Below are 24,089 nucleotides of genomic sequence, written 5' to 3'. Positions count from 1 at the left end.
CGGGAGTGGGGCCGTCGGCGTCCGTGGCTCAACGCCCGCGCAGCTCGCGGTACTTGGCGACCAGGCCGGCCGTGGAGTCGTCCAGGCCCGGCACCTCGGCGCCTTCGGTGAGCGCCGGCTCGACGCGCTTGGCCAGGACCTTGCCCAGCTCGACGCCCCACTGGTCGAAGGAGTTGATGTTCCACACCGCGCCCTGGACGAACACCTTGTGCTCGTAGAGCGCGATCAACTGGCCCAGCACGGACGGGCTGAGCTCGGACGCCAGGATCGTGGTGGTGGGGTGGTTGCCCTGGAAGGTGCGGTGCGGCACCAGCTCCTCCGCGACGCCCTCGGCGCGCACCTCGTCCGCGGTCTTGCCGAACGCCAGCGCCTGGCCCTGCGCGAAGAGGTTGGCCATCAGCAGGTCGTGCTGGGCGACCAGGCGCGGCTGGAGGTCCTCGACCGGCCGGGCGAAGCCGAGCAGATCGGCCGGGATCATCTTGGTGCCCTGGTGGAGCAGCTGGTAGTAGGCGTGCTGGCCGTTGGTGCCGGGGGTGCCCCAGACCACCGGGCCGGTCTGCCAGCCGACCGGCCGGCCCTGGCGGTCCACGGACTTGCCGTTCGACTCCATGTCCAACTGCTGGAGATAGGCGGTGAACTTGGAGAGGTAGTGGCTGTACGGCAGCACGGCGTGCGACTGGGCGTCCCAGAAGTCGCCGTACCAGACGCCCAGCAGGCCCAGCAGCAGCGGGGCGTTCTCCTCCGGCGGGGCGGTGCGGAAGTGCTCGTCGACGAGGTGGAAGCCGGCCAGCATCTCGCGGAACCGCTCCGGGCCGATCGCGATCATCAGCGACAGACCGATGGCGGAGTCGAAGGAGTAGCGGCCGCCGACCCAGTCCCAGAACTCGAACATGTTGTCGGTGTCGATGCCGAACGCGGCGACCTTCTCGGCGTTGGTCGACAGCGCCACGAAGTGCTTGGCGACCGCTTCCTGACCGGCTCCGAGACCGGCCAGCAGCCAGTCGCGGGCGGAGCCGGCGTTGGTGATCGTCTCGATGGTGGTGAAGGTCTTCGAGGCGATGATGAACAGCGTCTCGGCCGGGTCCAGGTCGCGGACCGCCTCGTGCAGGTCGGCGCCGTCCACGTTGGAGACGAAGCGGAACTGCATGTCGCGGTGGGTGAAGGCGCGCAGCGCCTCGTACGCCATCGCGGGGCCCAGATCCGAGCCGCCGATACCGATGTTGACGACCGTTTTGATCCGCCGGCCGGTGTGGCCCTTCCAGTCGCCGGAGCGGACCCGGTCGGCGAAGGTGCCCATCCTCGTCAGGACATGCTGCACGGCGGGGACGACGTTCTGCCCGTCGCTGGTGACGACCGACGAACCGGGGGCCCGCAGCGCGGTGTGCAGCACGGAGCGGTCCTCGGTGAGGTTGATCTTCTTGCCGCGGAACATCGCCTCCCGCAGCTCGGCCACGCCGGTCGCCGCGGCGAGTTCGCGGAGCAGCCGCAGCGTCTCGTCGGTGACCAGGTGCTTGGAGTAGTCCAGGTGCAGATCGCCGACCTGGAGGGTGAAGCGCCCGGCGCGGCCGGGGTCCTTGGCGAACAGCTCGCGCAGGTGCACCTCCCCCATCTGCTCACGGTGCTTGCCCAACGCCGTCCACTCGGGCGTCTGGTCGAGCCTGCCGCGGCCTTCTGCGTTCATTGGGACATCAGCCTTCTTCGTCTCGTTAGCGGCCCCGCCGCCCTCCAACCTAATTGATCAGGGCGTGGTATGAGGTATCTGTCCGCTGTCGGAGGCTGTGACATCGGAGGCTGCGCTGTTGAACGACGTGCTGTCGAGCGATGTGCCGTCGAACGTCGTGCCGTCGCCGCCCCGGACAAGCGGTGTCAGCACCACCGCACCGGCACCCAGCAGCGCGGCGGCCACCAGCGCCGGGGAGTTGAGCCCCCAGGCCACCGCGGACCCGCCGCCCAGCAGCGCTCCCAGCGGCGTCCCGGCGATCGAGACGGTGCGGAACGCGGAGCTGATCCGGCCGAGCATGGCCTTCGGCGCGCGCTGCTGCACCAGCGTGGTCTCCAGGACGTTCCACACCGTGCCGGCGAAGCCGAACAGGCCCAGCGCCAGAGCCGCGGGCCACAGTGCCCGCACCGTGCCGAACGCCACCAGCGCCGCGGTCTGTACCACGCCGACGAGCAACAGGGTGCGGAACCGGCCGCCGACCGCGGCGACGACCCGGCCGGCCATCAGCCCGCCGAGCACCGTGCCGGCGCCGTAGCCCGTCGTCACCGCGACATAGCCGTAGTCCCCGGCGCCCAGCCAGTCCTTGACGACCACGACCAGCTCCGCGATGAGCGCGCCGATGCCGACGTTGCCCAGCGCCACCGACAGGCAGAGCCACCGCAGCACCCGGTCGCCCCACAACGCCCGTATGCCCTCGGCGACTTCCCGCCGCAGGGTGCGCCCGGAGGCGGCCGGCGGACGGGGCGGGCCGCCGGTGCGCAGCGACGCCACCAGGGCGGCGGCGACCAGATACGTCGCCGCATCGGCCGCGAAGGGCAGCGCCAGGCCCACCCCGATCAGCAGCGGTGCCACCGGTCCCCCGACGAACCGGCCGACGACCTCCTGGCCGGTCATCAGACGGGCGTTGGCGGAGGTCAGCGACTCCTTGGGCACCACCGCCGGCAGCAGGGCCGTGGCGGCGTTGTCGAAGAGCGTCTGGAGGGTGGTGAGCGCGAAGGCCAGTGCCAGCAGCAGGCCGATGCCGGCCGCCCCGGCCGCCACCGCCAGCGCGAAGCCGCCCATCAGCAGCCCACGCAACACATCGACCGCCCACATCGCGCGCCGCTGGTCCACTCGGTCCGCAATCGCGCCGCCGAGCAGCCCGAACAGCAGCCACGGCGCGAAGCCGCAGGCCGTGACCAGCGCGATCAGCAGCGGGTCGGACGTCAGCGCATGGGCGAGCAGCGGGAGGGCGGTGCCGCTCAGGGCGTCACCGAAGCGGGAGACCGCGGCGGCGCTCCACAGCCGCCCGAACCCGCCGCGCCAGGCGAACGCGCCGACTCCCGCCGCGCCGCCCACGTACGCTTCCGTCCGCGCCATGTCCGCCCCCGTACCGCGCCTCCACGGAACCCGAACGGGCTCCGTCTCTGCTCCCCACCGTACGGCCCGCCACTGACAACGGGCCTGGGGCAACTTCCCCGCCCCGCACCTCAGATGCCGTTGTCCCCAGCATCACGCAGCACCGCACGGCACCGCGCGACGGGCCCCGGGTACGCGAACGGCCCGGCGGAGGAGGCTCGATGTCCCCTCCGGCCGGGCCGGTCGTCGTGAGCGGTGTGCGCGGTACGCCGCGGAGCCGTCAGATCTCGCCGCGGAGCTTGGCGAGCGCCTCCGCGAGGATCGCCTCACCGTCGGCGTCGCTGCGGCGCTCCCGGACGTAGGCGAGGTGCGTCTTGTACGGCTCGGTGCGCGGCGGGTCCGGCGGGCTGTCCCGGTCCTTGCCGGCCGGGAAACCACAGCGGGGGCAGTCCCAGGTGTCCGGCACCTGGGCATCGCCGGCGAAGCTGGGCTGCGTCTCGTGCCCGTTGGAGCACCAGAAGGAGATGCGGATGCGCGGCGCGGACTCACCGCGCTCGGCCTCCCCCATCGGCCCCGCCCCGACCCGACTTCCTCGGATCGCGTTGCCACTTGCCACGGTCGTAACTCCCTGCGTAATGGTGCCGCGTGCCTCTCACAGCGACTGCGCTGCGGGCGCCCCAGTGTACGTAAGGCCCAACGCGCGTCCAGTGACACGAGTTACCGTCCCGGGACGCTGCCTTCATGATAGGCCGCGCCCTCGACGGTATGTCAGCTGCCGAGCTTGACCAGGATGCCGAGCACCACGATGCAGGCGAACCACAGCAGACCGATCACGATGGTGATGCGGTCGAGGTTGCGCTCGGCGACCGAGGAGCCGCCGACCGAGGACTGCATGCCGCCACCGAACATGTCGGACAGGCCGCCGCCCTTCCCCTTGTGCATGAGCACCAACATCATCAGCAGCACGCTGAAGATGATGAGGGCGATCGAGAACCCGATGACCACGGCTGGACCAACTCTCTGAGGACTGTCGGACGGAACGTGCCGGCCGGGCGCTGCCGGACGGTGCGGGGCCGGGCGGTGCGCACGACACCGGACCCGGCCCCGACAGGGTACGACGGGCCGGGCCCGTCGTCATAGCTGCTACTGATCGCGGAAGCGGACGATCTTCACGAATTCGTCCGTGTCCAGGGAGGCGCCGCCGACCAGGGCGCCGTCCACGTCGGGCTGCGCCATGATCGCCGCGACGTTGCCGGACTTGACCGAGCCGCCGTACTGGATGCGGACCTTGTCGGCCAGCTCCTGGCTGTAGAGCTCGGCGAGGCGGCCGCGGATGGCCGCGCAGACCTCCTGCGCGTCCTCGGGCGTGGCGACCTCGCCGGTGCCGATGGCCCACACCGGCTCGTAGGCGATCACGACGGTCTCGGCCTGCGCGGCCGGGACGTCCTTCAGGCCGCCGTCGAGCTGGGCGAGGGTGTGCGCGACGTGGTTGCCGGCCTTGCGGACGTCGAGGCCCTCGCCGACGCACAGGATCGGGGTCACGCCGTGCTTGAAGGCGGCCTTCACCTTGGCGTTGCAGATCTCCTCGTCCTCGCCGTGGTACTGGCGGCGCTCGCTGTGGCCGACGGCCACGTAGGCGCACTTGAGCTTGGCCAGCATGGCGCCGGAGATCTCGCCGGTGTAGGCGCCGGAGTCGTGCGCCGACAGGTCCTGGGCGCCGTACTTGATCTTGAGCTTGTCGCCGTCGACGAGCGTCTGCACCGAGCGCAGGTCGGTGAAGGGCGGCAGGACCGCGACCTCCACCTGGTCGAAGTCCTTGTCGTTGAGGGCGAAGGCGAGCTTCTGGACGTGGGCGATGGCCTCGAGGTGATTGAGGTTCATCTTCCAGTTGCCCGCCATCAGCGGGGTACGTGCTGCGGTCACGGTTGTTCAGTCCTCCAGAGCGGCGAGGCCGGGGAGCGTCTTGCCTTCGAGGTATTCGAGGCTTGCGCCGCCGCCGGTCGAAATGTGGCCGAAAGCATTCTCGTCGAAGCCGAGCAGGCGCACGGCGGCAGCCGAGTCGCCACCGCCGACGACGGTGAAGGCGGGCGAGTCCAGCAGCCCCTGCGCGACGGCCTTGGTGCCGTTCGCGTAGTCGGGGTGCTCGAAGACACCCATCGGGCCGTTCCAGAAGACGGTGGCCGCGTCGGCGAGCTTGGCGGCGTACAGCTCGCGGGTCTTCGGGCCGATGTCCAGGCCCTCCTTGTCGGCCGGGATGGCGTCCGAGGCCACCACGTCGTAGGTGGCCGGGGTCTTGCCCTTGAGGTCCGGGAACTCGGCGGAGACCAGCACGTCGACGGGGAGCACGAACTCCACGCCGCGCTTCTCGGCGCGCGCCAGGTATTCCAGGCAGGCCGGGACCTGGTCCTCCTGGAGCAGCGAGATGCCGACCTCGTGGCCCTTGGCCTTGAGGAAGGTGTAGGCCATGCCGCCGCCGACGAGGATGCGGTCGGCCTTCTCGATCAGCTGGTCGATGACGGCCAGCTTGTCGGAGACCTTGGCACCGCCGAGCACCACGACGTAGGGACGCTTGACGTCCTCGGTGAGCTTCTTCAGGACGCCGACCTCGGTGGCGATCAGGTCGCCGGCGGCGTGCGGCAGCCGCTTGGGCAGGTCGTAGACGGAGGCGTGCTTGCGGTGCACGGCACCGAAGCCGTCGCCCACGTAGAGGTCGGCGAGCTCGGCGAGTTGGTCGGCGAAGGCGCCGCGCTCGGCGTCGTCCTTGCTGGTCTCGCCCGCGTTGAAGCGGAGGTTCTCCAGGACGGCCACCTGTCCGTCGGCCAGACCCGCGACCACGGACGCGGCCGACTCGCCGACCGTGTCGGTGGCGAACGCCACGGCCCGGCCGAGGATCTCGCCGAGCCGCTCGGCCGCCGGGGCCAGCGAGAAGGCCGGGTCCGGGGCGCCCTTGGGACGGCCCAGGTGGGAGGCGACGATCACCTTGGCGCCGAGCCCGGCGAGCTTGGCGATCGTCGGGGCGACGGCGCGGATCCGGCCGTCGTCGGTGATGGTGGTGCCGTCCAAGGGAACGTTGAGATCGGCGCGGACGAAGACCCGCTTGCCGGCGACGCCTTCCGTGGCGAGGTCGTCGATCGTCTTCATGTGAAGTGACTCCGTTGTAGTCCGTCATGGGACGGGGCCCGCAGCACGCGTTTCCGCGCCCTGCGAGCCCCGTCCTCACATTCCGGTGCCTTGGGTGACGTCAGGCGGTGATCAGAGCTGGCCGCCGACGAAGGTGGTGAGGTCCACCAGGCGGTTGGAGTAGCCCCACTCGTTGTCGTACCAGCCGACGATCTTGACCTGCTTGCCCTGCGCCATCGTAAGCGAGGAGTCGAACGTGCAGGAGGCCGGCCAGTTCACGATGTCCGAGGAGACGATCGGGTCCTCGGTGTACTCAAGGATGCCCTTGAGCTGGCCCTCGGCGGCCTTCTGGAAGGCTGCGTTGATCTCGTCCTTGCTGACCTCGCGGTCCAGCTCGACGACGAGGTCGGTGACCGAGCCGGTGGGGACCGGGACGCGCATGGCGATGCCGTCCAGCTTGCCCTTGAGCTGCGGGAGGACCAGGGCGGTGGCCTTGGCGGCGCCCGTCGAGGTCGGGATGATGTTCTCCGCGGCGGCCCGGGCGCGGCGCAGGTCGCTGTGCGGGAAGTCCAGGATGCGCTGGTCGTTGGTGTACGCGTGGACCGTCGTCATCAGGCCCTTGACGATGCCGAAGCTCTCGTCGAGCACCTTCGCCATCGGCGCCACGCAGTTGGTGGTGCAGGAGGCGTTGGAGATGACGTGGTGGTTGGCCGCGTCGTACTTGTCCTGGTTGACGCCCATCACGATGGTGATGTCCTCGCCCTTGGCGGGCGCGGAGATGATGACCTTCTTGGCGCCGGCGGCGAGGTGCTTGGCGGCGTCCTCGCGCTTGGTGAAGATGCCGGTCGACTCGATGACGATGTCGGCACCGAGCTCGCCCCAGGGGAGCTGCGCCGGGTCGCGCTCGGCCATCGTCTTGAAGGTCTGGTTGCCGACCGTGATGGTGTCGTCGGTGTGGCTGACGTCCTGCTTGAGGCGACCCAGGATGGTGTCGTACTTCAGCAGGTGGACCAGGGTGGCGTTGTCGGTCAGGTCGTTGACACCGACGATCTCGATGTCCGCACCCTGCTCCAGGAGCGCGCGGAAGTAGTTGCGACCAATGCGGCCGAATCCGTTGATGCCTACGCGGATCGTCACGAACCGATCTCCTCGTTGGTACGCCGGTTTTGGATACCGGCGAGCTGTATGGGCTGTCCCCGACCGCCTCCGACCCTACCCCCTCAACGAGACGTACGTGACATTGACATCGGCGCCGAAAGATGCTCAGGTGAGCGGCTTCGAGCCCCTCTGACGCACGGCCCGCTCCGGCCCCTTCCGGCGGCCCGCACGCAGGCGCCCCCGGCACCCGATGACGGGCGCCGGGGGCGCGAGGGAAGAAGGCGGCCGCGTCAGCCGACCATGCCGTCCGCGAGCTCCTCGGTGAGATTGGACTCCGTGCCCGGGATGCCGAGGTCCTGGGCGCGCTTGTCGGCCATCGCCAGCAGGCGGCGGATGCGCCCGGCGACCGCGTCCTTGGTCAGCGGCGGGTCGGCCAGCGCGCCCAGCTCCTCCAGGGACGCCTGCTTGTGCTCCATGCGCAGCCGGCCGGCCGCGGCGAGGTGCTCGGGGACCTCCTCGCCGAGGATCTCCAGGGCGCGCTGGACCCGGGCTCCGGCGGCGACCGCGGCCCGCGCGGAGCGGCGGAGGTTGGCGTCGTCGAAGTTGGCGAGGCGGTTGGCGGTGGCCCGGACCTCGCGGCGCATCCGCCGCTCCTCCCATGCCAGCACCGACTCGTGGGCGCCGAGCCGCGTCAGCAGTGCGCCGATGGCGTCACCGTCACGGACGACCACGCGGTCGACGCTGCGCACCTCGCGGGCCTTGGCGCCGATGCCGAGGCGGCGGGCCGCGCCGACCAGGGCGAGGGCGGCCTCGGGGCCGGGGCAGGTGACCTCCAGGGAGGACGAGCGGCCCGGCTCGGTGAGCGAGCCGTGGGCCAGGAAGGCGCCCCGCCAGGCGGCCTCGGCGTCGCAGGTCGCGCCGGAGACCACCTGTGGTGGCAGCCCGCGAATGGGGCGGCCGCGGCCGTCGACCAGGCCGGTCTGCCGGGCAAGCTGGTCGCCGCCGGCCACCACGCGGACGACGTAGCGGCTGCCGCGCCGCAGGCCGCCGGGGGCCATCACCACCAGGTCGGAGGAGTGCCCGAAGATCTCCAGGATGTCCTTGCGGAGCCGGCGGGCGGCGATGCCCGTGTCGAGCTCCGCCTCGATCACAATGCGGCCGCTGACCAGGTGCAGACCACCCGCGAACCGCAGGATCGACGAGACCTCCGACTTCCGGCAGCAGGTCCGGGTGACGGGGAGCCGGGAGATCTCATCCTTCACCGCAGCCGTCATCGCCATGGGCCGATCCTTCCATGCATCCGAAAAATACGGTCGTACGCGGCTGCCAGCAGTTCCGGATCGTGCCGGTCGGGGGCTCCCCCGGCACCGGGCCGGGCGTCGTCTCCGCGTCGGGCGACCGCGGCCAGCTCGACCTCGCTGCCCACCAGCTGCTTGGCGGCAACCGTCAGACCATCGATGTCGGGCACCGCGGCCTCGTCGGCCAGCACCACGTCGAAGGCGAGTTTAGGGGCGTGTCGGGCCAAAACCTCCAAATGACGCTGCGGGGAGAAGCCGTCGGTTTCGCCCGGCTGGGGCGCGAGGTTGAGCGAGAGGACCTTGCGGGCCTGGGTCTCCTCCAGGGCCTCGCGCAGCTCGGGCACGAGCAGATGCGGGATGACCGAGGAGAACCACGAACCGGGACCGAGCACCACCCAGTCGGCGTCACGGACCGCGGCGACCACCTCGGGGACGGCCGGCGGGTCCTCGGGGACGACGTGGACGGACTGCACCTCGCCGCGGGTGAGGGCGACCGTGGCCTGGCCGCGGACCGTGCTGATCGCGTCCGGGTGCTCGGCGTCCAGCCCCTTGACCTGGGCCTGGAGCTCCAGCGGCACCGCCGACATGGGCAGCACCCGGCCGTGCGCGCCCAGCAGCCTGCCGACCAGGTCGAGGGCCTGGACGTGGTCGCCGAGCTGCTCCCACAGCGCGACGATCAGCAGATTGCCCACCGCGTGGTCGTGCAGCTCGCCCTCGCTGGCGAAGCGGTGCTGGATCACCCGGGCCCAGGTCTGGCCCCAGTCGTCGTCGCCGCACAGCGCGGCCAGCGCCTTGCGCAGGTCGCCGGGGGGCAGCACGCCCAGCTCGTCGCGGAGCCGGCCGCTGGAACCGCCGTCGTCGGCGACGGTGACCACGGCGGTCAGGTCGCGGGTGATGCGGCGCAGCGCGGCGAGGGAGGCGGACAGCCCCATGCCGCCGCCGAGCGCCACCACCTTGGGGGTGGCGCCCTTCGTCGCGCGGCCGCTGGGGACGAAGCGGCGGACCCGGCGGAGCCGTGGCGTACGGGAGGTCACTCGCGCCCCATGTCCCGGTGCACCACGACCGTTTCCACACCGTCGGAGGTCAGCCGGCGGGCCAGCTTCTCGGACATCGCGACGCTGCGGTGCTTGCCGCCGGTGCAGCCGACCGCGATCGTCACATAGCGCTTGCCCTCGCGGCGGTAGCCGGCCGCGACCAGGCGCAGCAGGTCGGTGTAGCCGTCCAGGAACTCCTTGGTGCCGGGCTGCTTGAAGACGTAGTCGGAGACCTCGTCGTTCAGGCCCGTGAAGGGGCGGAGTTCGGGGACCCAGTGCGGGTTGGGGATGAAGCGGCAGTCGACGACCATGTCGGCGTCGACCGGGAGGCCGTACTTGAAGCCGAACGACATGACCGTGGCGCGCAGCTCCGGGGCCTCCTCGCCGGCGAACTGGGCGTCGAGCTTGGCGCGGAGTTCGTGGACGTTGAGGCTGGAGGTGTCGATGACCAGGTCGGCGTCGCCGCGCAGCTCGCGCAGCAGGTCGCGCTCGGCGGCGATGCCGTCGACGATCCGGCCGTCGCCCTGGAGCGGGTGCGGGCGGCGGACGGACTCGAAGCGGCGCACCAGGGCCTCGTCGGAGGACTCCAGGAAGACGATGCGGCGCTTGACGTTCTGTGCGTCGAGGGTGGCCAGGGACTCCTTGAGGTTGGCGAAGAAGCGGCGGCCGCGGACGTCGACGACCACGGCGATCTTGGCGACGTTGCCCTGGGAGCGGGCGCCGAGCTCGACCATCGGCGGGATCAGCTCGGGCGGGATGTTGTCGACGACGAACCAGCCGAGGTCCTCCAGGCACTTCGCCGCCGTGCTGCGGCCGGCGCCGGACATGCCGGAGATGATCACCAGCTCGGGGATCGCGGCGCTCTCGCCCTGGTCGGCTTCGCGCATCGTGCCCGTACTCACCTGTGCACCGTCTCTCTCGGTTTCCTGCGTCTCGTGCGGTGTGGTCATCGGTCCTGCCCCCGTTCTGCTGACAACGCGGCCGGTGGGGCCTCGTCATCCTCAATGATCTCTCCTGTGGCGGTGTTCACCGCGGGGGCGGAGGGAGCCGCGGCGGCCAGCGCCGCGGCGACCGTCTCGGCGGTCTTCCGGCCGACGCCCGGGACCTGGCAGATCTCCTCGACCGTGGCCGCCCGCAGCTTCTTCAGCGAGCCGAAATGCTTCAGGAGCGCCTGGCGGCGGGTCTCGCCGAGCCCGGGGACGGCGTCCAGCGGGGAGGACTTCAGCCGCTTGCCGCGCTTGCTGCGCTGGTAGGTGATCGCGAAGCGGTGCGCCTCGTCGCGGACCCGCTGGAGGAGGTAGAGCCCCTCGCTGCTGCGCGGCAGCACCACCGGGTCGTCCTCGCCGGGCAGCCAGACCTCCTCCAGGCGCTTGGCCAGGCCGCAGACCGCGACGTCGTCGATGCCCAGCTCGTCCATGGCGCGGCGGGCGGCCGCGACCTGGGGGGCGCCGCCGTCGACGACGACGAGCTGGGGAGGGTAGGCGAAGCGCTTGGGGCGGCCGTCCTCGTCGGTGAGACCGGCGGCCGGGCCGGGCTCGGCCGGCGCGGCCCCTTCTCCCGCCGTGTCCTGCGCGGGCTCCTCCGTCCACTCCCCCGACTTCTGCTTCTCCTGGAGATAGCGCCTGAAGCGGCGGCCGACGACCTCGTGCATGGCGCGGACATCGTCCTGGCCGGCGAAGCCCTTGATCTGGAAGCGGCGGTACTCGCTCTTCCGGGCCAGCCCGTCCTCGAACACCACCATGGAGGCGACGACGTCCTCGCCCTGGAGGTGCGAGATGTCGAAGCACTCGATGCGCAGCGGGACCGAGTCCAGGTCGAGGGCCTGGGCGATCTCCTCCAGAGCGCGGGAGCGGGTGGTCAGGTCGGAGGCGCGCCTGGTCTTGTGCAGGGCGAGGGCCTGCTGGGCGTTGCGCGCGACGGTGGCCATCAGGTCCTTCTTGTCGCCGCGCTGAGGGATGCGCAGGGAGACCTGGGAGCCGCGGCGCTGGGTGAGCCACTGGGCGACCGGTTCGAGCGGGTCGGGCAGCGCGGGGACCAGCACCTCCCGGGGGACCGCGTCGCCCTGCTCGTCGCCGTAGAGCTGCTGGAGGGCGTGCTCGACGAGATCGCCGGTGGTGACCGCCTCGACCTTGTCGGTGACCCAGCCGCGCTGGCCGCGCACCCGGCCGCCGCGGACGTGGAAGATCTGGACGGCGGCCTCCAGTTCGTCCTCGGCGAGGGCGATCAGGTCGGCGTCGGTGGCGTCCGCGAGCACCACCGCGCTCTTCTCCATGGCCCGTCTGAGCGCGCCTATGTCGTCCCGCAGGCGGGCGGCGCGCTCGTACTCCATCTCCTCGGCCGCCTCCTGCATCGCCCGCTCCAGGCGGCGGAGGTGGGCGCCGGTACGGCCGGCCATGAAGTCGCAGAACTCCTCGGCGAGTTCGCGGTGGTCCTCAGGGGAGATCCGGCCCACGCAGGGGGCCGAGCACTTGCCGATGTAGCCGAGCAGACAGGGGCGGCCGATCTGGGCGGAGCGCTTGAAGACGCCAGCGGAGCACGTCCGCACGGGGAAGACCCGCAGCAGCAGGTCGACGGTCTCGCGGATGGCCCAGGCGTGGGCGTACGGGCCGAAGTAGCGCACGCCCTTCTTCTTGGCGCCGCGCATCACCTGGACGCGGGGGAACTCCTCGCCAAGGGTCACCGCGAGGTACGGATAGCTCTTGTCGTCGCGGTACTTGACGTTGAACCGCGGGTCGAACTCCTTGATCCAGCTGTATTCGAGCTGGAGCGCCTCGACCTCGGTGGAGACCACCGTCCACTCCACCGAGGCGGCGGTGGTCACCATCGTGCGGGTGCGCGGGTGCAGCCCGGCCAGGTCCTGGAAGTAGTTGGCCAGGCGCTGACGCAGGCTCTTGGCCTTGCCTACGTAGATGACCCGGCCGTGCTCGTCGCGGAATTTATAGACCCCCGGCGAGTCGGGGATCTGTCCCGGCTTGGGTCGGTAGCTACTGGGGTCTGCCATGCCCACCACCCTACTGACCGCCACCGACAATCCGGTCCGAGGCGGTGGAGCCCGCCCCTGCGGCACCCCGGGGTGTGGGGGCGGAGGGACGGGCTCCGGTGGAGCGGGCGGCGCGCGGTCAGCGGGCGCGGCGCCGGCGCACGGCCGCGGCGGCCGACAGGCCCAGGGCGAGCACGGCGGCGGCGCCCGCGACGGTGGAGGCGGCGGTCACCGGGAAGGCGTCGCCGGCCCCCGTCTCCGCCGCGGTCACGGGAGCCTCGTCCGCGGCGAGCGGGTGCGGCGCGCGGCCGCTGTCGGCGCCGGCCGGCGCACCGCCGGGGCCGAAGCCGCCGGCCTCGCCGCGCTTGTCGTACGCGGAGCCCGGGAGCTTGTCGCCGTAGGCGGCGGCGACCCGTTTCTGATAGGCGGCGACGGTGGTGCCGTGCGCGCCGACGGCCTTGCGGGCGGCGGCGTCCAGGGGCTCGATGCGGTCGCCGCGCTGGACGTACCAGGCGTCGATCTGCGGCTCGTGGAAGACCGTGCCGCCGCCGGGTCCGGCGCCGGCCGCGGCGTAGCGGGTCTCGTCGTCGCCGCTGGCGATGTTGACGACCTTCCAGGAGGCGCCCCGGCGGGCGGTCCATACGGACGCCGTGCGGCCGTCGGCGGCGACGGCCCTGGTCGCCATGAACTCCAGCCGGGCCACGGGGACGTCGGCCCGGCCGCGGACGAAGTCGGGCGAGAGGACGTAGACGGGGACGGTGGCGCCCTCGACGCGCGGGGCGGTCCGGGCCGGTGCGGTCAGCCCGGCGCGGGCCCCGTCCTCGGCCGGGGCGGCGGCGAAGAAGCGGGCCAGGGTGTCCAGGGTCGCCGGGGCGGTGGCCGCGTCGTGGGCGGCGGTCAGGCCGGCGCGCGGCGGGGCGGACGGGGCCGGCGCGGCGGCCAGGGCGGCGTGCGGGGCGAGGCCCAGGAGAGCGGCGGCGAGGGTGCCCGTGGCGGCGGCGCGGACGACGATGCGCTTCGGCATGGCCTCAGGCTCCTATCCGGTAGAGGGAGTGGGTCCAGGAGAAGGAGTCGCCGTTCACGTAGTAGTCGAAGTCGCCCCAGTTGTAGCGGTTGTTGGAGGCCCAGGGGTCGCCCCAGTACACCCAGTTGCGGGAGGTGTCGAAACCGTAGAGGACGTGCATGTGGCCGCCGCCGGACGCCCACTCGATACGGGTCTCGATGGGGCGGTTGGCGTTGATCTCGCTCTGGACGGTGCTGTAGCGGAGCCAACCGGTCACATATGAGCCAGGATTGATGCCCATCCAGTCGAATGCGTTCTGCACATTGCCCAGCGTGGCCTGGTTGTTGGGGCAGGTGGTGCCCTGCTGACGGTTGAACGCGGCGTTGCAGAACTGGTTCTGGCTGTAGTTCCGGCCGAACCAGGTCGCGATGGTGTTACCGGAACCGGCCCAGCACCAGTTGGTCTTCTGCTGGGCCTGCATGGTGATGTCGAGGCGGTTGGCGGCCTGCGGGGCGGCAGTGGCGGTGCCGGGGAGTCCGGTCAGGGCCACGGCGGCGAGGATGGCTGCCGACAGCCATCTGCGGCGCCCGCGCCGGGCGGACGGGGAGTGGGACATGGCGTTCCTCCCGTGTGGGGTGAGGGGGAGAGAGGAGCGCATCCGGATGCTGCTGAGGAGCATCGGGTGTTGTCGCAGGCAGGTCAACACGCTTCAATGCGAGGTGACATGGGGGTGTGGACGAACGGGCCCGGATGTGAACGACCGGTGCCCGGCGTCCTGCAGTGAACGAGCAGGGAGCGCGTGCGCCGTGCGTTCCGGTTGTGAACATTCACCGCGCGCGCCGGAGGATTGAGGCAATGGCACAGAACACTCCCGACACCGCGCAGAGCCTTCCCGTTTCGGCCGAGCTGGCGCAGCTGCTGCGGACCGGCCCCTTCCATCTCGCCCTGCGCAGCGCGCTCACCGCCCGCGGGCTGGCGCTCACCCGCGTCCAGCACAAGCTCGCCCAGCGCGGCATCACCATCGGGGTCACCAGCCTGAGCTACTGGCAGCAGGGCGCCCGGCGCCCGCAGCGCCCCGAGTCGCTGCGCGCGGTCCGCGCCCTGGAGGACGTCCTCGGCCTGCCCGACCGGTCGCTGCACCGGCTCCTGGTGCCCGAGGGCGGCCCCCGCCCGGAGGTCGAGCGGCCGCCGGGTCGCTCGTACCGCTCGCTGGTGGCCCCGGCCGACTGTCTCCAGCAGCTCTTCGCCGAGCTGGAGACCCCCGCGGACGGCGGGGTGCACACGGTCGGCCACCACGAACGGGTACGGATCGGGGCCCGGCGCGAGCTGAGCGAGCGGGAGTCGCTGCAGGTGGTGCGCGCCCACCGGGACGGCGTGGACCGCTATGTCGCGATCCACCGGGGCGACACGGGCTGCGACCCGTCGCGGGTGCGGGTGCGGGCGGGCGAGAACTGCCGGCTGGGGCGGGTGCGCGGCGACGGGACCAACGGCGTGATCGTCGCCGAGCTGCTCTTCGACACCCGGCTCCGGGCCGGCGACACCCATGTCTTCGGCTACGCCTTCGAGGACGGCAGCGGCGGCCCCAGCTCCGAGTACGTGCGCGGCTTCAGCTTCGCCGGCGGCCAGTACGTCCTCCAGGTGCGGTTCGACGAGGCGGCGCTGCCGGTGCGCTGCCGCCGCTTCGCCCAGACGTCGGCCGGCGCGCCGCGCACCGGCCGGCAGGAGCTGACGCTGAGCGGCCGGTACCACGCGGTGCACGTGGTCGAGCAGGGAGTGCGGCCGGGAATCCTGGGGATCGCCTGGGACTGGGGGTGAACGGGGCGGCGGCTCAGCCCGCGACCAGCTTGCCGCCCTCGACCTTGACCGGGACCTCCTCCAGGGGAGTGCTCGCCGGGCCCTGGGCGACCTTGCCGGTGGCCACCTCGAAGTGGCTGCCGTGCAGCGGGCAGACCGCCTGCCCCTTCTCGATCTTGTTCAGCGTCCCGCCCATGTGCGTGCACACGGCACTGAAGCACTTGAACTCGCCCTTCGCGGGCTGCGAGACCAGCAGCCGCTGCGCGGCGTAGAGCTTGGCGCCGCCGACCGGCACGTCCGCGGCCGGGCCCAGCTCGACCGGCGCGTCCGAGGACGGCCGCTTGGCGGCTCCCTGCTCGCCCGCGGCACAGGCGGCGGCGCCGAAACAGGCGATGCCGGCGAGCGCGGCCCCGCGCAGCACGGTCCGGCGGTCCGGGGACACGCTCATGGGATACCTCCTGGTCAGTGGGCGGCGTCGGCCCCAGACGATACCGGGGCGGCCCGGGCGGCCGGACGGCGGTGCACCCCGTTCCGGCGAAGCAGAGGAAGCGGCAGTACCGCCAGAACGTAAGCGCTTACGTCCTGGCCCTGCGCGCACGTACTGTGAGGGTTCGGGACGCCGGGGTGTCGCGGCGTCGGGGAGGGAAGAGCCGGATGGCGACGATGGTGGATGTGGCACGGCGCGCGGGCGTCTCCGTCGCCACGGTGTCGCACGTGGTGAACGACACCCGGCCGGTGCGCCCGGATACCCGGGCCGCGGTGCTGGCCGCCATCGAGGAGCTCGGCTACACCCACAACACCCTCGCCCGCTCGCTGGTCACCTCCCGCACCCGCTCCATCGGCCTGGCCGTCTCGGCGATCGGCAACCCGTACTTCACCGAGATCCTCCAGGGCGTCGAGGCCGGCGCCCTGGAGGCCGGCTACAGCCTGCTGATCGCCGACCCGCACGACGATCCGCGGCACGAGCGCAAGGTCGTCCGGCTGCTGCACGAGCGGCGGGTGGACGGCGTGATCGTCGCACCGTCCGCCGAACCGGACGGGATGGTCGACTACTTGACGAAGCGTGAGGTACCCACGGTGTTCCTCGACCGGCTGGTGGGTGACGGCTTCGACCAGGTCTGCGCGGAGAGCGCCGGCCCGGTCCGCCGGCTCGTCGAGCACCTGGCCGGGGCGGGGCACACCCGGATCGGGCTGATCGCGGGCCTGCCCGGACTGAGCACCACCACCGAGCGGGTCGAGGGCTACCGCGCGGGGCTGCGCGCCCGCGGCCTGCCGTTCGCGCCCGAACTGCTGGCCGGCGGCAACTCCGAGGCGGAGAGCGCCCGGGACGCCACCCGCCGGCTGCTCGCCGCGACGGAGCCCCCCACCGCGCTCGTCACCGCCAACAACGCGATGACCATCGGCGCGCTCCAGGCGCTGCGCGCCCTGGGCCTGGAGGTGCCCCGGGACATCGCGCTGGCCTGTTTCGACGACTTCTCCTGGGCCGACCTCTTCACCCCGCGGCTGACCGCGATCGCCCAGCCCAGCAGGGAACTGGGCGCCGCCGCGGTCCGGCTGCTGCTGGAGCGGCTGGACGCCCCGGACCGGCCGCCGCGCACCGTCCGGCTGCCCTGCACCTTCGTGCACCGCACCTCGTGCGGCTGCCCCGAGACCGCTTCGGACCGGCCCTCGGACTCACTCACCTAGCGACCATGCCCGGCCGTGCCCGGCCGGTGGAGGAAAGGACCCGCACCCCGTGATCGTCGTCGCCGGCGAGGCGCTGATCGACCTCGTCCCCAGTCAACAGCCTTCCCCGGACGGCTCGTTGCCGGCGCTGCTGCCGCGGCGCGGCGGCGGGCCGTACAACACCGCGGTGGCGCTGGGGCGGCTGGGCTCGCCCGTCGCGTTCTGCTCCCGGGTCTCGACCGACACCTTCGGCGCCTCGCTGCTGCGCGGGCTGCGCGACGGCGGGGTGGACACCTCGCTGGTGCAGCGCGGCCCGGAGCCGACCACTCTGGCGGTGGCGGACATCGGCGCGGACGGCTCGGCGGGCTACGGCTTCTATGTGGAGGGCACCGCCGACCGGCTCTTCACCCTGCCGCCCGCACTGCCCGAGGCGGTGCGGGCGCTCTCGCTGGGCACCTGCTCGCTGGTGCTGGAGCCGGGCGCCGGGGCGTACGAGGCGCTGCTGCGGCGGGAGGCCCGGCGCGGGGTGTTCACCGCGCTCGACCCCAACATCCGCCCGGGGCTGATCGCCGATCCGGACGCCTACCGGGCGCGTTTCCGCTCGTGGCTGGCGGACCTGGCGCTGGTGAAGCTGTCGGAGGAGGACGCGCTGTGGCTGGCCGGGGCGGCCCCGCGGCCGGCCGGGGCCGAACGGGCGGCGGTGTTCGCGGCGGCCCGGGAATGGCTGGCCGCCGGACCCGCGGCGGTCGTCCTCACCCACGGCGGCGACGGGCTGACGGTGCTGACGCGGGGCGGCGGCGAGGTGGCGGTGCCCGGGGAGCGGGTCACCGTCGTCGACACCATCGGCGCCGGCGACACCGTCAACGCGGCGCTGCTGCACCGGCTGGACGCCCATGGCGCGCTGTCGTACGCGGCGGTCGGCGAGCTCACCGGCGGCGACTGGGAGGACATCCTCCGCTTCGCCGCCCGGGCGGCCGCCGTCACCTGCTCCCGGGCGGGCGCGGAGCCGCCGTTCGCCGCGGAACTGGCCGGCTGAGCCGCCGGCGTCCCCGGGCAGGACAGCGGGGGCGGAGCCTCGGGGAGAGGCTCCGCCCCCGCTGTGCGGTGCGGCTGCGGCCGGTGCGGCGTCAGGAGGACCGGCGGGCCCGCGTCGCCGTCTTCTTGGCGGCGGACTTCTTGGCCGGTGCCTTCTTGGCCGTCGTCGCTGCGGACTTGGCCGTGGTCTTGGCGGCGGTCCTCTTGGCGGCGGTCTTCTTCGCCGCCGTCGAGGCCGTCACCGTCGTCTTCTCGGCGGACTTGGCGGCGGCCACCGCCTTCTTCGCCGTGGTCTTCCGGGCGGCCGGCTTCCGGGGCCCGCCGTCGACCGGCGCCGCGTCGCTGACCCGCTCGCCGAGGATCTCCCGCAGGAACTTGCCGGTGTGGCTGGCCGGGATCCCCGCGACCTGCTCCGGGGTGCCCTCGGCGACGACCATGCCGCCGCCGTTGCCGCCCTCGGGGCCCATGTCGATGACCCAGTCCGCGGTCTTGATCACATCGAGGTTGTGCTCGATGACGATGACGGTGTTGCCCTTGTCGACCAGGCCGGAGAGCACCTTGATGAGCTTGCTGATGTCCTCGAAGTGCAGACCGGTGGTGGGCTCGTCGAGGACGTAGACGGTGCTGCCCGTGGAGCGCTTCTGAAGCTCGCTGGCCAGCTTGACGCGCTGGGCCTCGCCGCCGGAGAGGGTCGGCGCGGACTGGCCGAGCCGGACATAACCGAGGCCGACCTCGTTGAGTGTCTTGAGGTGGCGGGCGATGGTGGGCACCGCCTCGAAGAAGCTCAGCGCCTCCTCGATGGGCATGTCCAGCACCTCGGCGATGGACTTGCCCTTGTAGTGCACCTCCAGCGTCTCGCGGTTGTAGCGCGCGCCGTGGCAGACCTCGCACGGGACGTAGACGTCCGGGAGGAAGTTCATCTCGATCTTGATGGTGCCGTCGCCGGAGCAGTTCTCGCAGCGGCCGCCCTTGACGTTGAAGGAGAAGCGCCCCGGCAGATAGCCGCGGACCTTGGCCTCCATCGTCTCCGCGAAGAGCTTGCGGACGTGGTCGAAGACGCCGGTGTAGGTGGCCGGGTTGGAGCGCGGGGTCCGGCCGATCGGCGACTGGTCGACGTGCACGACCTTGTCGACGAGGTCGTCGCCGGCGACCCGGGTGTGCCGGCCGGGGACCGACTTGGCGCCGTTCAACTCACGCGCCAGGTGGGTGTAGAGGATGTCGTTGACCAGCGTCGACTTGCCGGAGCCGGAGACTCCGGTGACGGCGGAGAGCACGCCGAGCGGGAAGGAGACGTCGATGTCGCGGAGGTTGTTCTCCTTCGCGCCGTGGACCGTCAGCTGCCGGTCCGGGTCGGTGGCGCGGCGGACGTCCGGCGTCGCGATGGCCTTCTTGCCGGAGAGGTACTGGCCGGTGATCGAGTCCTTGTTGGCCAGCAGCTGCTTCATGGGGCCGCTGTGGACGACCTTGCCGCCGTGCTCGCCGGCGCCGGGGCCGATGTCGACGACCCAGTCGGCGACCTTGATGGTGTCCTCGTCGTGCTCCACCACGATCAGGGTGTTGCCCATGTCGCGCAGCCGCACCAGGGTCTCGATCAGGCGGTGGTTGTCGCGCTGGTGCAGGCCGATCGACGGCTCGTCGAGGACGTAGAGCACGCCGACCAGGCCGGAGCCGATCTGGGTGGCGAGGCGGATGCGCTGGGCCTCGCCGCCGGAGAGGGTGCCGGCCGCGCGGTTCAGCGAGAGGTAGTCCAGGCCGACGTCGACGAGGAACTTCAGCCGCTCGTTGACCTCCTTGAGGACCCGCTCGGCGATGGTCTTCTCACGGGCGGTGAGCGTCATGCCGCGCAGGAAGTCGGCGCAGTCGCTGATCGACATGGCCGCGACCTCGGCGATCGACCTCCCCTGGACCGTGACGGCGAGCACGATCGGCTTGAGCCGGGTGCCGTCGCAGGTCGGGCAGGGCACCTCGCGCATATAGCCCTCGAAGCGCTCCCGGCTGCTGTCGCTCTCCGCCTCGCTGTGCCGCCGCTTGACGAACGGCACCACGCCCTCGAAGGCGGTGGTGTAGGCCCGCTGGCGGCCGTAGCGGTTGCGGTAGCGGACCTCGATCTGGGTCTTGTGGCCGTAGAGCAGGGCCTTCTTGGCGCGCTGCGGCAGGCCGGCCCAGGGGATGTCCGTCCGGAAGCCCAGGGCGTCGGCGAGGGCGCCGACCAGGCGGCCGAAGTAGTCCTTGGTGTGGCCGCCGGACCAGGGGTGGATGGCGCCCTCGTCGAGCGAGCGCTCCTCGTCCGGGATGATCAGCTCGGGGTCGACCTCCATGCGGGTGCCGATGCCGGTGCAGTCCGGGCAGGCGCCGAAGGGGGAGTTGAAGGAGAAGGAGCGGGGCTCCAGCTCCTCGAAGGAGAGGTCGTCGTACGCGCAGTAGAGGTGCTCGGAGTACATCCGCTCGCGCTGCGGGTCGTCGGCGTCGAGGTCGACGAAGTCGAGGATGACCATGCCGCCGGAGAGCCCGAGGGCGGTCTCCACGGAGTCGGTCAGCCGGCGCTTGGCGCTGTCCTTGACCGTGAGGCGGTCGATGACCACCTCGATGGTGTGCTTCTCCTGCTTCTTCAGCTTCGGCGGATCGGCGAGGTGGACGGTCTCCCCGTCGACCCGGGCGCGGCTGTAGCCCTTGGTCTGGAGGTCGGAGAAGAGGTCGACGAACTCGCCCTTGCGCTCGCGCACCAGCGGCGAGAGCACCTGGAAGCGACTGCCCTCGGGGAGCTCCAGGACCTTGTCGACGATGGCCTGGGGCGACTGCCGGGCGATCGGGCGCCCGCACTCCGGGCAGTGCGGCTTGCCGATCCGGGCGAAGAGCAGGCGGAGGTAGTCGTAGACCTCGGTGATCGTGCCGACCGTGGAGCGCGGGTTGCGCGAGGTCGATTTCTGGTCGATCGAGACCGCGGGGGACAGGCCCTCGATGAAATCCACATCGGGCTTGTCCATCTGCCCGAGGAACTGCCGGGCGTACGAGGAGAGCGACTCGACATAGCGCCGCTGCCCCTCGGCGAAGATCGTGTCGAAGGCGAGCGAGGACTTGCCCGACCCGGAGAGCCCCGTGAAGACGATGAGGGAGTCGCGGGGGAGGTCGAGCGAGACGTTGCGGAGGTTGTGCTCGCGAGCGCCACGGACGATGAGACGGTCGGCCACGCCGGTCGGCACCTTTCTTGGAGAGGGGCGGAAGCCACGGGCTGCGCCCGCCGCGCGGTGAGCGAGCAGAGGCGGCGGGACGGAGCGGGGCCCCCGACCAAGGGTATGGGGACCGCCGCGGCACTGTCTTTGGGATGCCACACACGAGCCTATAGCACGTGCATTCGATTTACGGGCCTCGCAAGCCCTCTTCACCCAAACGTGTGGCGGCGCCGTACCCTTCCCGCCGCGATGACCAGCCATTACGCCGTCCGGCGGCCGGCGCCCCGCGGTCAGTCCCGGCCCGGACCCCCGTCCGGCAACGCCCGCTCCAGCGCCTCGAAGGTGTGCCGGATCACTGCTTCGTGGTCAGCCGCCACCTCGTCCGCGGGGTCACCCGCCAGCTGCCGGGCGGCGGCTTCCACGTAGCACGTCCGCCACCCCGCGACGATCAGCGCCGCGGCCAGCCGGGCGCTCCGGCCGGGCCGCGCGGGGTCACCGCCGGCCGCCTCGGCCAGCGCCCCGGCCAGCGCGCCCTCGACCTCCTCGACCGCCTCCCGCGCCCGCGCCCGCAGCGACGGCGCCTCCAGCACCGTGCGGAAGAAGTACTCGAACCCCTCCCCCGGCCCGCCCAGCGGATGGCGCTCGGCCAGCAGGCCCAGGGCGAGCCGGCGCAGCGCGGCCAGCGGCGTCTCGTCCGCGCCGCGCTCCCGCACCGCACCGACGAGCAGTTCCACCGCCTCCGGAATCCGGTCGAGGAAGAGGTCCTCCTTGCGCGGGAAGTAGTTGAAGACCGTCATCGTGGAGACCTCGGCGGCGCGAGCCACCTCGGCGACGGTGACGTTGTCGAAGCCGCGCTCCACGAAGAGCCGGGTGGCGACGCCGGAGATCCGCTCCCGGGTGAGCCGCTTCTTGCGCTCGCGCAGGCTCGGCCGCGCGCCGCGCTCCCCCTCCTCGCCCGCCATGCGCCGCCACTCCCCCGAGGGCTTCTTTTCCGCCACCGTCTCTCCTTCCGCCGCCATCCCGGAGAAAATTGTAGCGGGGACAAATTTTTAGTGACTACACTCTCGCTCCATGAAGCACGACGCAGACGTAGTGGTGGCAGGGGGCGGCCCGGTGGGGCTGATGCTCGCCTGCGAACTGGCACTGGCGGACGTCTCGGTCGTCGTCCTGGAGCGACTGACCGAGGTGGACACCACGATCAAGGCGGGGGCCATCAACACCCCCAGCTCGGAAGCCTTCTACCGGCGGGGCATGCTGCCCGGGCTGGTCGAGGTGCAGCGCGCCGCCATGGCGCAGTTCAGCTCGTTCATGCGGCAGCGGCAGGCGGCCGACGCCTCTACGGTCAAGGCGGCGCCGCGGTTCGCCGGGCACTTCGCGGGCATCATGCTCCGCGCCGACCTCCTGGACGAGTCGGACCCGGAGTTCGGCACCAGCGGCCCGGCCGCCGAGGTCGGGCTCATCCCTCAGGAGGCCCTGGAGCGGCTGCTCGCCGCCCGCGCCGCCGAGTTGGGCGTGAGCCTGCGCCGCGGGGTGACCCTGACCGGCTTGGACGCCGACGACAAGGGGGTCCACGTCCACACCTCGGAGGGCTCGCTGCGCGCCGGCTGGCTGGTGGGCTGCGACGGCGGCCGCAGCACGGTGCGCCGGCTCGCCGGATTCCCCTTCCCCGGCACCGATCCGGAGATCACCGGCCACCAGGCCATCGTGGAGATGACCGGTGCCGACTCCCTGGGGGCCGGCTGGACGTGGACCGACACCGGCACCTACGTCCACGGGCCGATGACCGGCCGGATCCTCACCGTGGAGTTCGACGGGCCGCCCGCGGACCGCGACGCCCCCGTCACCGCCGAGGAGTTGCAGACCTCGCTGCGCCGGGTCTCCGGTGTCCCCGACGTAACGATCACCAAGGTGGTCACGGCCACCCGTTTCACCGACAACGCCCGCCAGGTGCCCGACTACCGCCGGGGCCGGGTGCTGCTCGCCGGTGACGCGGCCCATGTGCACGCCCCGTTCGGCGGCCAGGGCCTCAACCTCGGTATCGGCGACGCGATGAACCTCGGCTGGAAGCTGGCCGCCACGGTGCGCGGCTGGGCCCCGGAGGGGCTGCTCGACAGCTACACCGCCGAGCGGCACCCCATCGGCGCGTGGGTGCTGGAGTGGACCCGGGCTCAAGTGGCGCTGATGCGGCCGGAGTCGCACGCCCAGGCGCTGCGCGGGGTGATCGCCGAACTGTCCGGGACGTCCGACGCCACCACCTTCTTCGTCAAGAAGATCTCCGGCGTCCAGCAGCGCTACGACCTGCCCGGCAGCCACCCGCTGACCGGCCGCAGCGCGCCCGATCTGGAGCTGTCCGACGGGCACCGGCTCGCGGACCATCTGCATGGCGGCCGGGGGCTGTTGCTCGACCTCGGCGACGACCCGGCCCTGCGCGAGCGCGCGGCCGGCCACCGGGACCGGGTGCGCGTCCTGACGGTGACGTGCCCGGAGCGGCCCGGCCTGGCCGCCCTCCTGGTGCGCCCGGACGGCTGCACCGCCTGGGCGGCCGACACCCCGGGCGCCTACGAGGAGTTGGACGCGGCGCTGGACCAGTGGTTCGGGGCACCCGCCACGGTGCCTGTCTAGAGCCTGTCCGACCCTGACCCATCGGAGACGCCCCGGGTTCCCGCCCGTCGGACGGTCCCCGGAGGGGGCGGACGGCGTGGAAGAGGCGGTCGCCCCGTCCGCCCCTTCCACGCCCGCACGCACCGTCCGTGCCACCGGCACCACCCCGCTTCCGCCCGGAAGGCTGTGCCGTTCGCCTCCCGGACGGGCCCGCCCGGCGCTAGCGTCGGGGC

20 protein-coding genes are annotated in these 24,089 nt (G+C 72.2%); 4 read left to right on the top strand and 16 right to left on the bottom strand.

What is annotated here, in order from left to right; genetic code table 11:
* Positions 1-28 precede the first annotated feature (28 nt).
* From pgi to ACRAS8_RS26905, 13 genes are all read right to left on the bottom strand, one after another.
* Positions 29-1,681 (bottom strand): glucose-6-phosphate isomerase, encoded by a 1,653-nt coding sequence (gene pgi / locus ACRAS8_RS26965; RefSeq protein WP_438488589.1) that lies wholly within the window; start codon positions 1,679-1,681, stop codon positions 29-31.
* Between the two features lie 57 nt (positions 1,682-1,738).
* Positions 1,739-3,079 (bottom strand): MFS transporter, encoded by a 1,341-nt coding sequence (locus ACRAS8_RS26960; protein ID WP_438488588.1) that lies wholly within the window; start codon positions 3,077-3,079, stop codon positions 1,739-1,741.
* Positions 3,080-3,338: 259 nt separating this feature from the next.
* Positions 3,339-3,674 (bottom strand): RNA polymerase-binding protein RbpA, encoded by a 336-nt coding sequence (locus tag ACRAS8_RS26955; RefSeq protein WP_016578660.1) that lies wholly within the window; start codon positions 3,672-3,674, stop codon positions 3,339-3,341.
* A 152-nt stretch (positions 3,675-3,826) separates the two neighbouring features.
* Positions 3,827-4,063, bottom strand: a complete 237-nt coding sequence (secG, locus tag ACRAS8_RS26950; RefSeq protein WP_438488587.1) for a preprotein translocase subunit SecG — start codon at positions 4,061-4,063, stop codon at positions 3,827-3,829.
* 138 nt (positions 4,064-4,201) lie between these two features.
* Entirely contained in the window at positions 4,202-4,957 is a 756-nt protein-coding gene (gene tpiA / locus ACRAS8_RS26945) for a triose-phosphate isomerase (protein WP_438490607.1), read from the bottom strand.
* A gap of 30 nt (positions 4,958-4,987) precedes the next feature.
* A complete protein-coding gene (locus ACRAS8_RS26940) occupies positions 4,988-6,199 on the bottom strand; it encodes a phosphoglycerate kinase (protein WP_438488586.1) in 1,212 nt (403 codons plus the stop codon).
* 111 nt (positions 6,200-6,310) lie between these two features.
* Positions 6,311-7,315, bottom strand: coding sequence for a type I glyceraldehyde-3-phosphate dehydrogenase (gap, locus tag ACRAS8_RS26935; RefSeq protein ID WP_438488585.1), 1,005 nt, complete (start codon positions 7,313-7,315; stop codon positions 6,311-6,313).
* Positions 7,316-7,566: 251 nt separating this feature from the next.
* On the bottom strand, positions 7,567-8,556 hold the full coding sequence (whiA, locus tag ACRAS8_RS26930) for a DNA-binding protein WhiA (RefSeq protein ID WP_039637542.1): 990 nt from the start codon (positions 8,554-8,556) through the stop codon (positions 7,567-7,569).
* Positions 8,547-9,608: a gluconeogenesis factor YvcK family protein gene (locus ACRAS8_RS26925; RefSeq protein ID WP_438488584.1), complete on the bottom strand. Its 1,062-nt coding sequence runs from the start codon at positions 9,606-9,608 to the stop codon at positions 8,547-8,549. The genes whiA and ACRAS8_RS26925 overlap by 10 nt, the downstream gene beginning before the upstream one ends.
* Positions 9,605-10,558 carry an RNase adapter RapZ gene (gene rapZ, locus ACRAS8_RS26920; protein ID WP_438488583.1) on the bottom strand — a complete coding sequence of 318 codons (954 nt, stop codon included), beginning with the start codon at positions 10,556-10,558 and terminating at the stop codon, positions 9,605-9,607. The genes ACRAS8_RS26925 and rapZ overlap by 4 nt, the downstream gene beginning before the upstream one ends.
* Positions 10,555-12,609 (bottom strand): excinuclease ABC subunit UvrC, encoded by a 2,055-nt coding sequence (gene uvrC / locus ACRAS8_RS26915; protein WP_438488582.1) that lies wholly within the window; start codon positions 12,607-12,609, stop codon positions 10,555-10,557. The genes rapZ and uvrC overlap by 4 nt, the downstream gene beginning before the upstream one ends.
* 118 nt (positions 12,610-12,727) lie before the next feature.
* On the bottom strand, positions 12,728-13,612 hold the full coding sequence (locus ACRAS8_RS26910; protein WP_438488581.1) for a hypothetical protein: 885 nt from the start codon (positions 13,610-13,612) through the stop codon (positions 12,728-12,730).
* 4 nt (positions 13,613-13,616) lie between these two features.
* A complete protein-coding gene (locus tag ACRAS8_RS26905; protein WP_438488580.1) occupies positions 13,617-14,207 on the bottom strand; it encodes a papain-like cysteine protease family protein in 591 nt (196 codons plus the stop codon).
* Positions 14,208-14,446: 239 nt separating this feature from the next.
* Here ACRAS8_RS26905 and ACRAS8_RS26900 point away from each other — a divergent pair, with 239 nt between their 5' ends.
* A complete protein-coding gene (locus ACRAS8_RS26900) occupies positions 14,447-15,406 on the top strand; it encodes a hypothetical protein (RefSeq protein ID WP_438488579.1) in 960 nt (319 codons plus the stop codon).
* 13 nt (positions 15,407-15,419) lie between these two features.
* Here the strand turns inward: ACRAS8_RS26900 and ACRAS8_RS26895 are convergent, their stop codons facing one another.
* Positions 15,420-15,833 (bottom strand): Rieske (2Fe-2S) protein, encoded by a 414-nt coding sequence (locus ACRAS8_RS26895; RefSeq protein ID WP_438488578.1) that lies wholly within the window; start codon positions 15,831-15,833, stop codon positions 15,420-15,422.
* A 206-nt stretch (positions 15,834-16,039) separates the two neighbouring features.
* On the opposite strand from ACRAS8_RS26895, the gene ACRAS8_RS26890 reads away from it, so the two are divergent.
* Both ACRAS8_RS26890 and ACRAS8_RS26885 read left to right on the top strand, forming a co-directional pair.
* On the top strand, positions 16,040-17,071 hold the full coding sequence (locus ACRAS8_RS26890) for a LacI family DNA-binding transcriptional regulator (RefSeq protein WP_438488577.1): 1,032 nt from the start codon (positions 16,040-16,042) through the stop codon (positions 17,069-17,071).
* Positions 17,072-17,120: 49 nt separating this feature from the next.
* Positions 17,121-18,086, top strand: a complete 966-nt coding sequence (locus ACRAS8_RS26885; RefSeq protein ID WP_438488576.1) for a carbohydrate kinase family protein — start codon at positions 17,121-17,123, stop codon at positions 18,084-18,086.
* 91 nt (positions 18,087-18,177) lie between these two features.
* Here the strand turns inward: ACRAS8_RS26885 and uvrA are convergent, their stop codons facing one another.
* Together uvrA and ACRAS8_RS26875 are read right to left on the bottom strand one after the other, a co-directional pair.
* Positions 18,178-21,273 carry an excinuclease ABC subunit UvrA gene (gene uvrA, locus ACRAS8_RS26880; RefSeq protein WP_438488575.1) on the bottom strand — a complete coding sequence of 1,032 codons (3,096 nt, stop codon included), beginning with the start codon at positions 21,271-21,273 and terminating at the stop codon, positions 18,178-18,180.
* A gap of 272 nt (positions 21,274-21,545) precedes the next feature.
* Positions 21,546-22,217: a TetR/AcrR family transcriptional regulator gene (locus ACRAS8_RS26875; protein ID WP_438490606.1), complete on the bottom strand. Its 672-nt coding sequence runs from the start codon at positions 22,215-22,217 to the stop codon at positions 21,546-21,548.
* A 109-nt stretch (positions 22,218-22,326) separates the two neighbouring features.
* On the opposite strand from ACRAS8_RS26875, the gene ACRAS8_RS26870 reads away from it, so the two are divergent.
* Positions 22,327-23,877, top strand: coding sequence for an FAD-dependent oxidoreductase (locus ACRAS8_RS26870; RefSeq protein WP_438488574.1), 1,551 nt, complete (start codon positions 22,327-22,329; stop codon positions 23,875-23,877).
* Positions 23,878-24,089 lie beyond the last annotated feature (212 nt).

It is taken from the genome of Streptomyces sp. S186 (genome assembly GCF_051603415.1).
In the GTDB taxonomy this organism is placed as follows: Bacteria; Actinomycetota; Actinomycetes; order Streptomycetales; family Streptomycetaceae; genus Streptomyces.
This window is presented reverse-complemented; position numbering and strand designations above follow the sequence as displayed.

Bases quoted from the DNA above. Each gene is read 5' to 3' on its own strand.
- tpiA (WP_438490607.1), bottom strand. From the start codon at position 4,957: ATGGCGGGCAACTGGAAGATGAACCTCAATCACCTCGAGGCCATCGCC.
- ACRAS8_RS26960 (WP_438488588.1), bottom strand. From the start codon at position 3,079: ATGGCGCGGACGGAAGCGTACGTGGGCGGCGCGGCGGGAGTCGGCGCG.
- ACRAS8_RS26875 (WP_438490606.1), bottom strand. From the start codon at position 22,217: ATGGCGGGCGAGGAGGGGGAGCGCGGCGCGCGGCCGAGCCTGCGCGAG.
- ACRAS8_RS26870 (WP_438488574.1), top strand. From the start codon at position 22,327: ATGAAGCACGACGCAGACGTAGTGGTGGCAGGGGGCGGCCCGGTGGGG.
- ACRAS8_RS26905 (WP_438488580.1), bottom strand. From the start codon at position 14,207: ATGTCCCACTCCCCGTCCGCCCGGCGCGGGCGCCGCAGATGGCTGTCG.
- ACRAS8_RS26940 (WP_438488586.1), bottom strand. From the start codon at position 6,199: ATGAAGACGATCGACGACCTCGCCACGGAAGGCGTCGCCGGCAAGCGG.
- ACRAS8_RS26890 (WP_438488577.1), top strand. From the start codon at position 16,040: ATGGCGACGATGGTGGATGTGGCACGGCGCGCGGGCGTCTCCGTCGCC.
- ACRAS8_RS26900 (WP_438488579.1), top strand. From the start codon at position 14,447: ATGGCACAGAACACTCCCGACACCGCGCAGAGCCTTCCCGTTTCGGCC.
- rapZ (WP_438488583.1), bottom strand. From the start codon at position 10,558: ATGACCACACCGCACGAGACGCAGGAAACCGAGAGAGACGGTGCACAG.
- ACRAS8_RS26910 (WP_438488581.1), bottom strand. From the start codon at position 13,612: ATGCCGAAGCGCATCGTCGTCCGCGCCGCCGCCACGGGCACCCTCGCC.
- uvrC (WP_438488582.1), bottom strand. From the start codon at position 12,609: ATGGCAGACCCCAGTAGCTACCGACCCAAGCCGGGACAGATCCCCGAC.
- whiA (WP_039637542.1), bottom strand. From the start codon at position 8,556: ATGGCGATGACGGCTGCGGTGAAGGATGAGATCTCCCGGCTCCCCGTC.
- ACRAS8_RS26895 (WP_438488578.1), bottom strand. From the start codon at position 15,833: ATGAGCGTGTCCCCGGACCGCCGGACCGTGCTGCGCGGGGCCGCGCTC.
- pgi (WP_438488589.1), bottom strand. From the start codon at position 1,681: ATGAACGCAGAAGGCCGCGGCAGGCTCGACCAGACGCCCGAGTGGACG.